16 protein-coding genes are annotated in these 14,378 nt (G+C 34.1%); 14 read left to right on the top strand and 2 right to left on the bottom strand.

The window, feature by feature from the left end:
- The first annotated feature begins 235 nt into the window (after nucleotides 1-235).
- The 14 genes from FD06_RS02030 (at nucleotide 236) to FD06_RS01965 (ending at nucleotide 13,244) form a co-directional block, all read left to right on the top strand.
- On the top strand, nucleotides 236-3,640 hold the full coding sequence (locus tag FD06_RS02030; protein ID WP_056965769.1) for a tape measure protein: 3,405 nt from the start codon (nucleotides 236-238) through the stop codon (nucleotides 3,638-3,640).
- A 24-nt stretch (nucleotides 3,641-3,664) separates the two neighbouring features.
- Nucleotides 3,665-4,564, top strand: coding sequence for a hypothetical protein (locus tag FD06_RS02025; protein ID WP_056965768.1), 900 nt, complete (start codon nucleotides 3,665-3,667; stop codon nucleotides 4,562-4,564).
- Nucleotides 4,565-4,567: 3 nt separating this feature from the next.
- Nucleotides 4,568-5,539: an XkdQ/YqbQ family protein gene (locus FD06_RS02020; RefSeq protein ID WP_056965767.1), complete on the top strand. Its 972-nt coding sequence runs from the start codon at nucleotides 4,568-4,570 to the stop codon at nucleotides 5,537-5,539.
- The gene (locus FD06_RS02015) at nucleotides 5,539-5,892 is read left to right on the top strand and encodes a DUF2577 domain-containing protein (RefSeq protein ID WP_056965766.1); all 354 of its coding nucleotides are present in this window, start codon (nucleotides 5,539-5,541) and stop codon (nucleotides 5,890-5,892) included. Before FD06_RS02020 ends, FD06_RS02015 begins: the two co-directional genes overlap by 1 nt.
- Complete coding sequence (locus FD06_RS02010; protein WP_056965765.1) at nucleotides 5,893-6,327, top strand: DUF2634 domain-containing protein; 435 nt, start codon at nucleotides 5,893-5,895, stop codon at nucleotides 6,325-6,327.
- Nucleotides 6,320-7,489 (top strand): baseplate J/gp47 family protein, encoded by a 1,170-nt coding sequence (locus tag FD06_RS02005; protein WP_237757220.1) that lies wholly within the window; start codon nucleotides 6,320-6,322, stop codon nucleotides 7,487-7,489. The genes FD06_RS02010 and FD06_RS02005 overlap by 8 nt, the downstream gene beginning before the upstream one ends.
- Entirely contained in the window at nucleotides 7,482-8,105 is a 624-nt protein-coding gene (locus FD06_RS02000; RefSeq protein ID WP_054657755.1) for a putative phage tail protein, read from the top strand. The genes FD06_RS02005 and FD06_RS02000 overlap by 8 nt, the downstream gene beginning before the upstream one ends.
- Nucleotides 8,106-9,863: a fibronectin type III domain-containing protein gene (locus tag FD06_RS01995; RefSeq protein WP_056965764.1), complete on the top strand. Its 1,758-nt coding sequence runs from the start codon at nucleotides 8,106-8,108 to the stop codon at nucleotides 9,861-9,863.
- Between the two features lie 14 nt (nucleotides 9,864-9,877).
- Entirely contained in the window at nucleotides 9,878-10,219 is a 342-nt protein-coding gene (locus FD06_RS01990) for a hypothetical protein (RefSeq protein ID WP_056965763.1), read from the top strand.
- A 2-nt stretch (nucleotides 10,220-10,221) separates the two neighbouring features.
- Nucleotides 10,222-10,419 carry a hypothetical protein gene (locus FD06_RS01985; protein WP_054657847.1) on the top strand — a complete coding sequence of 66 codons (198 nt, stop codon included), beginning with the start codon at nucleotides 10,222-10,224 and terminating at the stop codon, nucleotides 10,417-10,419.
- Between the two features lie 47 nt (nucleotides 10,420-10,466).
- Nucleotides 10,467-10,877 carry a phage holin family protein gene (locus tag FD06_RS01980; protein ID WP_056965762.1) on the top strand — a complete coding sequence of 137 codons (411 nt, stop codon included), beginning with the start codon at nucleotides 10,467-10,469 and terminating at the stop codon, nucleotides 10,875-10,877.
- Nucleotides 10,874-11,305: a phage holin, LLH family gene (locus FD06_RS01975; RefSeq protein ID WP_056965761.1), complete on the top strand. Its 432-nt coding sequence runs from the start codon at nucleotides 10,874-10,876 to the stop codon at nucleotides 11,303-11,305. The genes FD06_RS01980 and FD06_RS01975 overlap by 4 nt, the downstream gene beginning before the upstream one ends.
- Entirely contained in the window at nucleotides 11,298-12,113 is an 816-nt protein-coding gene (locus FD06_RS01970; RefSeq protein WP_054657843.1) for a GH25 family lysozyme, read from the top strand. The genes FD06_RS01975 and FD06_RS01970 overlap by 8 nt, the downstream gene beginning before the upstream one ends.
- A gap of 279 nt (nucleotides 12,114-12,392) precedes the next feature.
- Nucleotides 12,393-13,244, top strand: a complete 852-nt coding sequence (locus FD06_RS01965) for a DUF6414 family protein (protein WP_056965760.1) — start codon at nucleotides 12,393-12,395, stop codon at nucleotides 13,242-13,244.
- Here the strand turns inward: FD06_RS01965 and FD06_RS07570 are convergent.
- The gene (locus tag FD06_RS07570) at nucleotides 13,237-13,410 is read right to left on the bottom strand and encodes a hypothetical protein (protein ID WP_156403072.1); all 174 of its coding nucleotides are present in this window, start codon (nucleotides 13,408-13,410) and stop codon (nucleotides 13,237-13,239) included. The two genes, FD06_RS01965 and FD06_RS07570, sit on opposite strands and share 8 nt — an antisense overlap.
- 467 nt (nucleotides 13,411-13,877) lie before the next feature.
- A partial coding sequence (locus FD06_RS07640; protein ID WP_056965759.1) for a hypothetical protein occupies nucleotides 13,878-14,378 on the bottom strand: 501 nt, incomplete at its 5' end.

Raw genomic sequence — 14,378 nt, 5'->3', positions numbered from 1 at the left:
GTGGCCGGTGCAGAGTTTAGATATTATATCTATACGCTTAATGAATATCATTGGAAACCTCACGAGTGGGCTAACTTATCCAGGCACGAGAAAAACCTAATCATAGCTGCTATTGATTTGAGAGTAGCAGAAGAACAGAAACAGAAAAAGAAAGCGGAAAGAGATGCTAAACGTCATTAGCACTCTAACCGCTTTTTTCATACATATAAAAATGCTTAGAAAGGGGGTGAAATTTATGGCAGAAAATTTGAACACGAAAATTAATATCGTGGATGGCTTTAGTAATCCCCTATCCGCTTTTGCTAGTAAACTATCTAACTCTTCTAGTAAGTTATCCGAGTTATCCAATAAGTTTACACAAGCCAAAAGCAAGGTAACAGGGATGATTACCGGAGCTAATAAAGGGGCAGAGGCCTGGACTAATTTTAGCAACAAATTAGGTAGTATGAACATTCCAACTGCTCAGATTGGTGCTGCTAAAAATGAGTTAAGTGGTTTTGCCAGGCAAACTAATACATCAATAGATGGAATTAGTAAGGCTTATGTAAATCTATCTAGGGCTGGAGTATCTAATACTAGCCAATTAACTCAATCTTTAGCATCCCTTGCTAATGCTACTAACAGCCCTAAGAGTTCTTTAATCCTTTTATCTGAAACAGCCGCTAAAATGGCCAAGCAGCCTAAAGTACAATGGCAAGATTTTAACGATTTGCTAAATACCATGCCTAACACTATGAGTAGAGTAGCAAGTTCTATGAACACTAGCATGAGTGATTTAATCAGCAATATTAAAAATGGCAAAGTGCAGACAGAACAGTTTATTAGCGCTTTAAATCAAGCCGGCAATCGTAATAATTTAACTCCTAAAACACCACAAGAGCCTAAGAGTGCAGGTATTGGCGGTGGTGGGATGTTTAAATCCATGCTAGGAGCTAATCTAGCATCTAGTGCGGTAGTTGGTGGCCTTAATTTAGCTAGGTCGGCAGTAACATCCCTAAATGAAGAGTTATCAAGTTCTACAAAAGCCTGGGACACTTTCAACGGGAACATGCAACAGTTGAACATGCCACAAGCTAAGATTAACTCTGTTAGAAACGAACTACAAAAGTTCGCACAAGATACAATTTATAGTTCTAGTGATATGGCCTCTACTTATTCGCAATTAGAGGCTACTGGAACTAAAAACACTACTCAATTAGTTAAAGGTTTTGGTGGTTTAGCAGCTGCATCTAGTGAGCCTACACAAGCGATGAAAACCTTGTCGCAACAAGCTACTCAAATGGCCGCTAAACCTAAAGTACAGTGGCAAGATTTTAAGTTAATGATGGAACAAACGCCAGCTGGTATATCAGCCGTTGCTAAGAGCATGAACATGAGCATGAGTGAATTAATGCAAGGTGTACAAGGCGGAACTGTAAAAACTCAAGACTTTTTCAACGCTATAGAAAAAACTGGTAACAACAGAGTGTTTTCTAAAATGGCCACTGAATATAAAACTGTTGATCAAGCTATGGATGGGATGAAAGAAACCATAGCTAATCGACTACAGCCAGCTTATGACACGTTAGGAAAAGTAGCCATTAAACATCTATCCGGTATCACTGACAAAATCGGCGATATTAATTTAGATAGTGCAGCTAAAAAACTAGCGCCAGCCATTGATAACGGCCTAAGTGTTGTAGAGAGTACGTTATCAAAAATAACTGGTGCAGTTGGTGCTTTTTGGGGTTCATTAGTCGATACTGGAGCAGCTAATAACGTAATGAATATGTTAGGTTCGATTAGTGGAGCTATTGGCCATGTTTTTGATAGTGGCGCTGGTGGTAAAAAAGACCCCTTTGCAGCTTTTAGAACGATTGGCGGAATTGCCGGTGGAGCTATTAATGGTTTGGCCGGTGCAATATCTGCTATTGCTAACGCTGTTAAAAACTTGAACCCTAACGTAATTAAAGTGTTTGCTGGAGCAATGTTAGTGTTAAAAATGAGTGCTAAGGGATGGGCTATTACCGGTATCGTGGTAGGTCTTAACCTATTATCTAAGTTAAATCCATCAGCTCTAAATGTTTTAGCTTATGGGCTTATGTTTTTAGCAGGAGCGATTGCTATATATAAAACACTTACTGGAGTAGTTAGCATATTTGGGATGCTGAAAAATGGTATTTCATCTTTAGGCAGTGGAGGCGCTTTAAAAAGTGCATCCACTGGAGCAACACAAGCAGCAGGTTCTTTCATTAAGTTGGGAGCAGCAGTTATTTTAATTGGTGCTGGGGTTGCTTTAGCTGGGGTTGGCTTATGGATAATGGCTAACGCTGCTATTTCTTTAGCTAACGCTGGTTGGCCAGCTGTTGCTGTAATGGTTGGAATGGTTGCCGTGATTGCTCTAATTGGTACAGCGGTTACGGTGGCCGGAACGGCTATGATTGGTGGAGCAGTAGGCTTTGCAATTTTTGGCGCTGCTTTAATTTTAGTTAGTATTGCTGTATTTATCGTTGCCGCAGGAATTACGTTATTAGCTACACAACTGCCAAATATTGCAAATTACGGGATGATGGCAGCCATTAATCTTATGGCGCTGGGTGTAGCCATGATGACATTTAGTGTTTTAGCTATAGCTGCATCAGTTGGGATAGTAGTGCTAAGTGCTGCTTTATTAATTGGAGCTGTAGCTATGACCGTTGCCGCAGTCGGTGCAGTTATTTTAGGTGCTGGTGCTATGGTATTAGGAGCAGGCTTAATGTTTGCCGGTGCTGGTGCTATGGTGTTAGCGGCTGGAATAGCGGCGGTTGCGGTAGCTTTTGGAATACTAGTAACCGTGGTTGCTGGTGCTATCAATGGTGTTGTTTCCGCAGTTAGAAACGGTATGAACATGGTTAAAAATGCGGTTAGCAGTGGTATTCAAGGCGCTGTTAGTATTGCTAGAGGCTTTGGTGGTGCTTTAGTTGGTGCTGGTCATGCTATTATTAACGGTTTCTTAAACGGTATTAAATCAGCTTTTGAGGGTGTTAAAAGTTTCGTTAGTGGAATTGCTGGATGGATTAAGGCACATAAAGGGCCACTATCTTATGATAGAAAGCTCTTAAATCCAGCCGGTAATTTAATCATGGATGGACTGAACAACGGTTTAAATGATGGTTTTAGTCAAGTTAAAGGAACAATTAACGGTATAACCAACCATATAGCAGGTACACAGATGCCAGATTTACAAGCTGGAGATATTGCTAAATATAATGCTGGGGATTCGCTAACCGGTTCTTTTGGTAATGCGTTATCAATGGTTGGAAATATTAAAAAAGCTATGAATGGATTATCTAGTAAAGATTTAAACGTCAACGCTAATACTAACTTTAATAGTTCCAACATGGCGCAAAGCATCCCTAATCAAAACATTAACAATAGCGGTGTAGTTGGTGCTAATAGCGTGCCTTATGATAGTTCTCTAAGCACTGCTCAAGCTAGTGGGGTTGTAAATAATAGCTATTCTAAAAGTGATAAGAGTAGCAATAATGAGCATCATATCCATATAGAAAATGGCGCTATTCAAATCAATTCCAGTGGTAACGCTAATTACGATGCCGAAACATTGGTTGAAATGGTTGAAAATTATTTAATTAAGAAAAACACAGGAATGCTATCTAACTAATAATAAGTGAGGGGATGCTAATTAATGCGGAATGCTGGAGTTTATATTACCAACCACCTTAATAAAACTATAGAATTACCAGTTGCACCATCAGAGATGACTATCAAAAAGACGACTGATGACAAAAAGGAAACTGTAGTTAAGCTGGGAGAAGTTAATAGAATTGGGGATAATAAGCTAATTGATTTTAGTATCAATGTAATTATTCCTATAGATATTAAGCACTGCCACTACTTAACTGCTAAAAATACCTTATCTAACGGTAATAAATATATTTCTTTTCTAAATAACATCTATAAATCTAAAAAGCCTTGCCGGGTAGTTTTAACTACTACCTCTATATCGGTAAGGGCCACACTCAACTTTGAATATGGTTTTAAAGATGGTTATGCCAAAGAGTACGCTTGTACGCTAACCTTTACTGAATTTAAGAAGTTTAAAGCTAAAAAGCTCAAAACTACTGGTAAAAAGAAAAAGGTTGCTAAAAAAGGCAAATCCAGGAAAAAGCCATCTCACAAAAAAAGCCGTGGCTCAAAAGTTAAAATTAATAATAAAAAACATAAAAACGTTACTGGTAGAATCGTTGGTAAACGAGGCGGTACAGGTGTTGGCAGTGTGGCCAATAATATAAAAGTGGGGAATGGCAAAAGTGCCATGAGGAAAAAATTAGCCAGTAAGTCTTACTTGATTAAGCATGACAATAATTTACAACCTCAATATTTTTTTAGAAAAGAAAATCAACCACACTATAAACATCCGATTAAAGTACCTAGTGGTTCGATTGGATTTATTAAACCAACCGATATTTTTAATAATAAGACCGCTAAAGCCCCTCAATCTCCTCATAGCATCCCTAAGTCTAAACCTAAAGAGAATAATAAATCTTTGCCAAAGTTTCCTAAGATTAATGCTTTTGGAGGTTAAACCATGATTACTACATTTACATGTAAAAAAAGAAATTCTAGTAAGGTTTGGGACATTAGGGAACTTGCTTACAACGTTAAGTGGGAAACTACTACTAACTTTGCAGCAGGGACTTTAACCTTTAACCTTTTAGAAGTGCAAGAGGGCTTTGTGATTAGAAATGGGGATGTAATTTGCTTAAAGTGGAACAAAAAGAAGATTTTTTATGGCTATGTATTTAAGTATGAATATAGTAGCGATGAAACATTTAGCGTTACTGCTTACGATGCTTTACGCTATTTTAAAAATCAAGATAGCTTAGTAATGCCTATCTCTACCGTTTCACAAAGGTTTGAAAAAGTAGCAAAAATGGCAGGCGTTAAATTTAAAACGGTGGCCACATCAAGCGAAAAACTAAAAGCCGAAGTTTGCGATAATAAAAGTTATTTTGACATGTTGAGCGGAGCGATTGCTAAAACCAAACGAGCTACTAATAAACATTTTTATCTATACGCTAATTACAACGTTGTAGAGCTTAGGAAATTTCCTTACAAGCAGTTAAAGCTAGTTATAGGGGATAAGAGCCTAATGGAGAGTTTTAACTTATCCAGGTCAATAGAAAATACAGCTAATGTGGTTAGAATCATTAAAGACAGCAAAAAGAAAAAAGGTCGTAGTAGTGCCACTGCTCAAAGTTCGCCGAGTTCAATTAAAAAGCTAGGTAGACTAACTTATATTGAAAAAGCTAAAGAGAAAGCAAATCCGGCACAGATTAAAGCTAGGGCCAAGCAATTACTCAAGCAAAAAAGTAAGGAAGAGAACACTTTGAAAGTTACCGCAGTAGGTCATACCGATTTGGTCGCTGGAAATGCTTGCATCATTAAAAGCCAAAGCTTGAAAGAAGTGGGCTTAGGTACTAAATCCTTATTAATCACTAAAAGCACACACCATTTTAACGATAGAGATTATACGGTAGATTTGGAGTTGAATGTATAGTGGCAGGAGAATACCTTTTAAAACAATTTAATAAGCGTGGTGGCCACGCTAGTGAATATTCTGATGTAGTTTTTGGGAAAGTAGTTAGTAAAAGTCCTTTAAAAATTGAAGTTAGTAACACACTAATTTTAACCGAAGATTTTTTAACTTTAGGGCGTAATGTAACTGACCATAAAGAAAAAATTAGTATCGTTAAAGATTCCGACAAAATGATAATAAATAAGCCGGAAGATAAAACTAAAGATATTGAGATTATGGTTAAACAGCATTTAGAAGAGGGGGATGCTGTTGCAATGATTAGAAAAGATGGAGGCCAGGAATTTTATGTATTTGAAAAGTTAGGAGATGATTAGGTGGATGCAGCTGAAAGCGTTGAAGAAGTTCAAGACGATGGCTTACAAGACGATTTAGGGGATGACTATGAAGAAGTAACCTTACCATCAAAAACTTATAGAGTTAAAAATAACCGTATCATTAGCTTTACTGATGGATATAATGCCATGCTACAAGCCATTGACAAGGCACTACAAACGGAGCGCTTTGTATGGTTAATCTACAATGAAGATTATGGCAATGACATTCAAGATTTAGTAGGCAAAGACTTTGAATACATTAAGGTAGAAGTGGCCAGAATGATAGATGAGTGTTTGTTATCTGATGATAGGGTTATCAGTACGGACATCGACAATATCACTAAGGTTGATAAAGATAGCATTCTGATTGAGGGAACTTGTGAAACCATTTTTGGACCAGTCGACATAAGAAAGGAGGAAAACCTAAGTGGCTAACTATGTTACTGTACAAGACTTGATAGATGACCTATTAAGTCGAGATTTTGACTACTACATGGATAGTATGCTAGATAACGTGCCAGATGATTTAGATAAGCGGCAGGGTTCAATTATCTATGATGCTCTAGCGCCAGCAGCACAACAACAAGCCGAAGATAATTTGATATTATCAGAGTATATTAAGCAGTCTTATACCATTAGTGCCGAGGGCGAGTTCTTAGACCTAAAAGGATTTGAAAAAGGTAAATCCAGGGATGTAGCTACTAATGCAGTGGTTACAGCTAAATTTTTAGATACAGACGGAAAAGCAATTAATAATGTAGCGGTAGGGGATAGGTTTGCCTCCTTAGGAGATGAGCCTATTTTTTATACCGTCATTAAGATAAATAGCGATTTAACCGGTTTAATTAGTGCGGAAATAGCTGGAACTAATCCTAATGGTTATATAGGTCAGATATTGCCAGTTACACCAAACGATAGTCTTTCGTGGGCTGAAATAACTGAAATATCTATACCAGCTAGGGATGATGAAACTGATGATGTGTATAGGGATAGGATTTTAGCCAGCGATGATTATACCGCTTACGGTGGTAACATTGCCGATTATCAAGACATGCTTAAAAATATTAAATCAGTCGGTAAGGGCCAAGTCTATTCTGCCTGGCAAGGTGGGGGAACTGTAAAATTAGTTATTTTAGATAACTCAAATAATGCAGCCTCAAAAGAGCTACTGAATGAAGTTAAAGAAACCATTGATCCAGTAAATCAAACTAGCAGCGGTTACGGTCTAGCACCAATAGGGGACAATGTAACAGTAGTAGCCCCTAGCGTTGTAGACGTTGATATAGATATGAGTATCACTACTGATGATATTAATATCAACCCTAATGATTTACGCTATAACATTCAAAATGCTATAAATAGCTACATTAAGAAACAAGTTAGCACTAAGTGGGATGTTATCGACAAAGATACTTATAGCGGCTATCACTTAACTTTATATCGTTCACAGATTTTAGCCGAAGTATTAAAAGTAGAACATGTAATTAATGCTAGCATTCCAAAGATTAATGGCGCTGATAGTGATTTAATCCTTAAATATGATAATGACACATCAGAATTACCAGTTTTAAGGGATGTGAATTTAAGCAATGAATGATTTAAAGAATAACTTGCCGGATTATTATGATGATGTTGTAGAAATGAATGTAATTATTAATGCCGAGCAACCAATTTATGATGATAAAGCTGATTATGTAGATAATATTTTCGCTAATTTATTTGTGAAAACCGCAGATAGTCAAGGGTTAAGCATTTTAGAGCATGAATATAGTTTAAGAGTGGATAGGGATGCGGATTTAGATACCAGGCGATATAACATTCTATTACGGTTATTACCACCCCACCCGATTACACTTAGATATTTTAAACAATTATTGAGTTCTTTTAATATTCCAGTTCGCTTAGATGTAGATAGCGTTAAATCACTAGCTAATGCGATTGATGACACTAACAGTTTAAGAGATGACCAAATTTACAGGCTAAGATATTTAATGAATAAGATGTTACCAGCTAGATTAGCTAAACAAATATCTCTACTAGATAAAGCTAAATCATATCATCATGAAAGCATTGGAAGTAAAGCTATCTCAATGGTTACAAATATATCTAATCCTAAACTAAGCACTATCAATAATAGTAATTTAAATATGTATATTGGCACTAAACACATCCAAAGAAGTAAAGCAATTTCAAAAATGAAAGGCAGTGATTAAATGTCTAGTTATAAAGACACGATTTTAACACAGCGTGGTAGCTCAATAGCCAGCGATGCCGCTAAGGGTAAGTTGCAATTCACAATTACCAGAACTGTAGCATCTAATGCTGATTTTAGCAGCTATAACGATGATAATTTAGCAGCATTGACTAAATTACCTAATGAGATTCAAAACGGAAGTATCGTTGATGAATTAGACGATACCGACCAGCAAGGCACAACTGGTACACAAGTTAGATTTACTAACACTAATGTTAAGACCGCTTTTAAAATCAATGCAGTTGGTTTATATGCAAAGATTAACGGGGATGATACCGAGTATCTATATTCAATCACTTTAGCTGATAGTCCTTACTATATGAACGATTACTCTAACAAAGTGTATAACCAATTTGATTTAATTATCTATGTAGTAGTTGGCGATAAAGCTAATTTAAACTTAAATATTAATCCAGATAACTTTGTTACAGTAGCGTATCTTAATAGAAATTTTGCAACTAAAGAAGATGTTGCAAAATCTATACAAGTAGCTAATAAGTATACTGATAATCATATGCCAAAATTACCAAAGGAAGTTGTAATTGCTACTAAACCAGAATCACCATCACTAGAAATTAAAACTAATGACTCAAGTGTAGATTACACAATTACACCCGGACTGTATTTTGGACGTGCCGAAATTGAAAAATTTGTCCTCTATTATAAAAAGCACACTGATACCGACTATAGTCATATTGATGTAGATATACACCAGCTAAGTGGCAGCTTAGAGTTACAAGGTGGAAATCAATATGATTTCTATGCAACCGCAGTCAACCAAAGCTATGAGAGTGACGGTAGCGCTGCACAATCATATATACTAGGAAAAGTGCCTTATAACGTTAAATTAAGCTATAAAGTTGATGTATCAAGCAAAACTATAAACTACACTATTACTGCTGACAGCAACGCTGACACACCGGTAACTAACTATAGGCTCATGTTTAAAGACACGAACGATGCTAACTGGAAGTGGAACGATATCAAAGAAAACAACTACAAAATAGATGGTTGCACGTTAGGACACACCTACTTGCTAAAAGCAATCGCTTTTAATGCGGTTGGCGAAAGCAATGTTACTGATATGCAAACAGTTACTGTAGGTAACGTTTTATCCGCTCCACAACTAAATTTAAGTTTCAATGGAAGTTTAAACTATCAAATCACGCCTGCTGATGATAGTAGTAATCCACTCAAATTAAACTACTACACAATCTACTATAAGCGTGAAAGTGATATGGATTGGCAAACTTTTAGGACAACTAATTTAACAGGCACTATTCCTAATGCTGAAATTGGGCAAACGTATCTATCACAAGTTTCTGCAAGCAATTCGGTAGGAGAAAGCCAAAAATCAAATGTAGTTTCGATTAAAATGATAGATACATCTAAGATAGATAGCTTACTAACTTTTAAAACAGACCAACCGCAAGATGTAACATCTATTTCTTATACAGTTAATCAGTCTCTTCTAGGCTTTTATAAAACGAAAGTAGCTAGCATAACTGTATGGCAACACTATGGTAATACTCATAGTCCTAGTGACGTATCCAGCTCAACTGTACTAAATTCATCAAGAGTCAATTTGCAAAGCGGAAACGGTACTTTAAGACTAATGAGTGGAAATGCATATGGTGCATACGGTAAGTATGGTTGTTACCTATATGTCTATGCCAAGTTAATAGATGGTTCTGCAGATGAATTTGTAAAATTTTAAAGGAGTGATTATTTTTGAATTATTATATTTTAGATACGCAGACTATCCCAGATGTTAATCATAGACTGTTTACCGATGAGATAGTTATAGGCGGTGACACTTTCTGCTACTGGAAAATTTTAAATTTGCGAACAAATGAAGTCATTATAGACGATAGCTCAATGATAGTCTTGAAACTTAAACAAGCAGTGGATGATAATGGAGATTTACAAAAAATCAATGCTGATTTAATGGGAAAAAATGCTACTAATCAAGTGATAATGAGCAAAATAATGTCGGACAATGCTCAAAATAAAATGATGATTAGTAAAATAATGTCAGAAAATGCTCAAAATAAAATTAAAGGTGGTAACTAAAAGTGGATTTTTACGAAAAATGGATAATTAACAACTATAAACTTTTTACAGATGAAATTTTGCAAGTGTTTTTGCAAACAGGAGATTTATCACAGGATGGATATAATCAAATTAAAGATAAAATAAAAGCAGAAAAGCAAATCGAAGAACAAAATAAAAATACTACTGATGAACCGGATAACCAAGCCGATAATCAGTAGTATTTTTTATGTAAATTTATTTAAAGGAGGCTTTAGCCAATTAGTATATGAATTTTGTAGAAAGCGTTTTAGTCTATTTATTTGATGCTAACGGAATGCACTTGATCCAGTGGTACTTAATATTATTAGCGATTGATGTTGTGATTGGCTCAATCAATAGCATTGTAAAATCAAAGTTTAAATCCAGGTCATATCTATATGGAATACTAAGGAAATTTGGTGCTATTTTATTAATACCTTTGGCCAATATGATAGATGATTTATTTTTAAACTACATGCATATTCCGCTAAGTATTGATATATCTGATATGTACACAATGGCGGTGCTTTTGTATGAGGCTAGTAGTATAGTTGAGAATTTTAGAATGATGGGGATTTTCACTGGAAATTTAGGTGCTATCTTAGATAAGGCTAGAACGTATATAAAGAATGAAGATGAAAAGAGTAGTAAAAAATGAAAAATGTTTTATTAGATATAATCACTGTTTTAGGTTTTAGTGCAATCTGCTTAATGTTAGCTTTCATGCTGAGAAAATTAAGCGAGTATTTAGTTATTAAATCTAAATCAGCTAAAAGCGAGCAAGAACGCAATAGAGCCATTAAATTAAGCAATACTTGTAAATATTTGTCTGATGTATCTTATAACTTATCAGCACATGTAGAGCAGTATGATGCTGGCGGTGCTGCTAAAAAGGAAAAAGCATTAAATAGTTTAGTAGATATTGCTAACCAGCATGGTATTACTATTACTAACAATGAGGCTAGTGGACTAATAGAAAACGCTGTAACGCTTTTAAAAAACAATGGCGGGGAAATACACCATAATGAAATTAAAGCAACTAAAGATGTAAAAATTAGCGCACAAAGGAGCTATGAAAATGGTTAGAAGAAGAGCTGATATATCAGTATGGCAATCAGATAGCGTTGCCTTTATGAAAGATTTAAAGACTAGATATGGCGTAGATATGCTTTCGGTACAAGTTTCATATGGTAATCCAGCATATGATAATAAAAAAGCCGGCAACCAAATAGCAGCAGGCTTTAAAGTCTTTGACGAGGTCGGCGCTTATCATTTTTATTTGGGGAATCCAGCAGAGGCCAAGCATTTTATTAGCCGTGTAGAATCTTTAGGCTTTGATAAGTCCACCGAGCTAATGATGGACGTTGAGGGTTCTTTAAGTGGTAATTTAACCGCACAAATAAATGAATTTTTGGATTACTGCTACAGTAAGGGGTATCACAATCTAGCAGTGTATTACAATGAAAGTTTTGGCCTAACCAGAGTAAATAGTGCTAAACTACACCATAATCCTAAGTTATGGATAGCTAAATATAGTAGCGTTAAACCGGCTTGTGATTATGATATATGGCAATATACACAAACCGCTTATACACCATATGGCGATGTAGATTTATCTTTTGATTATTCAAAGCCTTTTAAACCAATTAAAAGCGATAAACCAGATGAATATTATTCAGATGGTACACTTTTTAAAATCACTGCTAAAGTAATACCAATGTATCATGACGATAAATTGACTGATAAAAGAAAAGTAAAATTAGGCAAGGGTTCGGTATTATATGCAACACCTATCAAAGTTGGTAAAAATAAACAAGGAACTACCGTATACCGTTTAAAAACCGCCATTGGTTACATGACTGCCAACAAAAAATGGATTGATAAAGTTAAATAATGTTAAAATAAATCATGATATAAACATAGTAAAAGTTGTATCATGTTATCACTTAAAAATGCTATCGGCTCTTTTGAGCTGATAGCATTTTTTTAATTTATAGTAAAAATTATAGAACATATAATAATTGATATTTTTAAAGTATTATAATACACCACTATAAAAATATCCTTCTTGAATGAATGATTTTTTGTCAAATAAGTTTTACAATTTTATTTTTTTGATTTTTAAGATATAATTATTGGTGCTTTTAATCATAATACGAATAGGAGGAATAGAATGAGTGAAAGCGAAAAAAAACAAATAAACGAATACATTTACTTTGACGACCAAGAAATAAGTTCCATCTTAGCTCAAATTAAAAATGGCTATCCGTCAAAATTAACTTCTACCGTTGGAGACAGTAAAACTAATAAAAAAGGCCATTCAGTAAGTACAGATACAAAAGGCAGTGCTAAATTAAAAATACCTCTAACATCTGAAGGTCAAATACAATCAGGTATATCCGGAAAACATGAACATATAGTAGGTAATTCTAATTTAAATCAAAGTGCAGTAGATTCTGTATATGAAGACTATGCTCTAAATGTTATTGAAAATGAACTTAACGATAGATTGTTAGACAATATTAGAAATAGAAAAATAAAGGAAGGGGCATTAGTTAAATTTAGATCGCAGTTTAACATTTTAGATTTAAAAAAATTAAAAGATTTATATAACAGTGAAGCATTTTTAAATGTTTCTATATCTGAAGATAAAAGTTTAAAAGAAGTTGAACAGGATAAAAAGCGTACAGAAAACCTGAAAAATTTAATCACTGTATTAAACATAGTCTATTCTGATTCTGCTTTGTTAAAAGCAGACAACTCAATAATAATTGCAAAAGATCAAAAAATGAGAATGAGTCACAGTCAGTTACCAATGATAAACTTTACAAATAGAAAAATGACAATATTTGGAAGAGTAGAATCTATAGTTGACATAAATAGTCAAGAAATAGATGACTTACTCAAAAATATATCAGGGATAGAAAATATGATGCCTAACCTTAGCCTTACTTTGCTAAATGATTTATTTAAAATAGAAAAAGGCAATAGGTTAATTAAACCCATTGCCATTTACTTTACTTAAACATAGATAAAATTTTTTCATTTTTAGCTTTATGTTTTTGATAATCGTTTTCCATATCTTTTTGAGCTTTTTCGCCATCATTGATGGATTTTGAGATGCTGTTTATAAATTTTTTATTAAGATTAGTTTGTTTTTTAACCTTGCTAAATATATGATTAAATTTCATTATAAACACCTCTGTTCAAAAAGTATATAGCATGCACATTTCACTGAACATTATCTAATTAAAATGTTAAAAAGTCAAATAATAAATATATTATTCACAATAATCCTATTGGCTATATAAAATAGCTTATAGGATTATTTTATTCTTAAAACTAAATGCAAATTTTTAACTCTAAAAAGTATTTCTAGCAAAGTTTAGTTGCGCTGATACCATAAAAGATGCAGCAAAACTATCAAAATCTATTTTTTTATTTTTTGTAGGTAAATTCCATGATATAAACAACAATATACTTATTTCCGAGATTTTTTTTAAAATCTTTTCCTGCATACTCAATTATGCATATTTTGTTTTCATCTCTAAATATTTTTACATTAAAAAAATCTTTTTTTAAAACTTTTATAAAGTAATTAAATTCTTTTTTTAATTTATTTTACATATTTTCAGCATAATTCATATTTATATCTCCTTTAAATTTCCTTTAACATATTTTCTAACTTAGCTTTTTTCTCTAAATCTATATTATTATCCGGTACATATACATAATCATCTTTAGCCCATTCAGGTAGTTCTTCATGAATGTGTTTTTGACCATTGTTAAACTTCACTTGATGCATTTTAGGCTTTACAACTTGGGTAGTTTCTAATCCGAAAGATTGAGTGAAATAAGTCTTTAAAGCGTTAGTTACGTATCCAGCATAGTTACTTTTGGGTAAATTTAAAGCGTATGAAAAGATATGGTCTAGTTGTTTAGCCAGTCCATTTTTTATATTTAGATTGGATTCAAATTGTGTAATCTCACTTTTAGCAATTTGATTCTGTTTAGCTACAACATTACGTGCATTTAAAATTAAACGTACGATATGTTTACACTTTTCAACGTTGTTATTACAGAATTTTTGAATAGCTTGAATGGAACTAAAAGTTAAACCTAACTTCTGTTGCGTTGCTTGACTCCATTGTTTAACTTT

The organism is Apilactobacillus ozensis DSM 23829 = JCM 17196 (genome assembly GCF_001435995.1).
GTDB lineage: Bacteria > Bacillota > Bacilli > Lactobacillales > Lactobacillaceae > Apilactobacillus > Apilactobacillus ozensis.
This window is presented reverse-complemented; position numbering and strand designations above follow the sequence as displayed.